General features: G+C 43.3%; 1 other RNA gene. It reads right to left on the bottom strand.

The annotated features are described in order from the left end of the window. Window positions 1-13: 13 nt before the first annotated feature. Window positions 14-74, bottom strand: an RNA gene (locus AACW06_RS20605) — hammerhead ribozyme type II. Window positions 75-247: the final 173 nt, after the last annotated feature.

The raw sequence follows: 247 nt of genomic DNA, 5'->3' as shown, positions 1-247 counted from the left end.
GACGCAAAGTAAATCGAGGCTGCCATCATCAGTCTCAGGAGACCACCACTGAGAGACGTATTCACGTTTCGGCTTTCGATTTAATTTTTAACATTATAACGTACTGAACTAAAAAGAAATATAACGCTGCGTTAAGTGGTGAGCAACGCGACCACAATCCTAAACCATTGTGCCTTAAACACAAAACTCAACCTAGAACCGAAACTCCCAAGCGTTGGGAATCCGTCTTAAACGCCTAGTTAGCTGC

Origin of the sequence: Vibrio sp. S12_S33 (assembly GCF_963889785.1) — a bacterium.
Classification (GTDB): Bacteria; Pseudomonadota; Gammaproteobacteria; order Enterobacterales; family Vibrionaceae; genus Vibrio; species Vibrio aestuarianus.
This window is presented reverse-complemented; position numbering and strand designations above follow the sequence as displayed.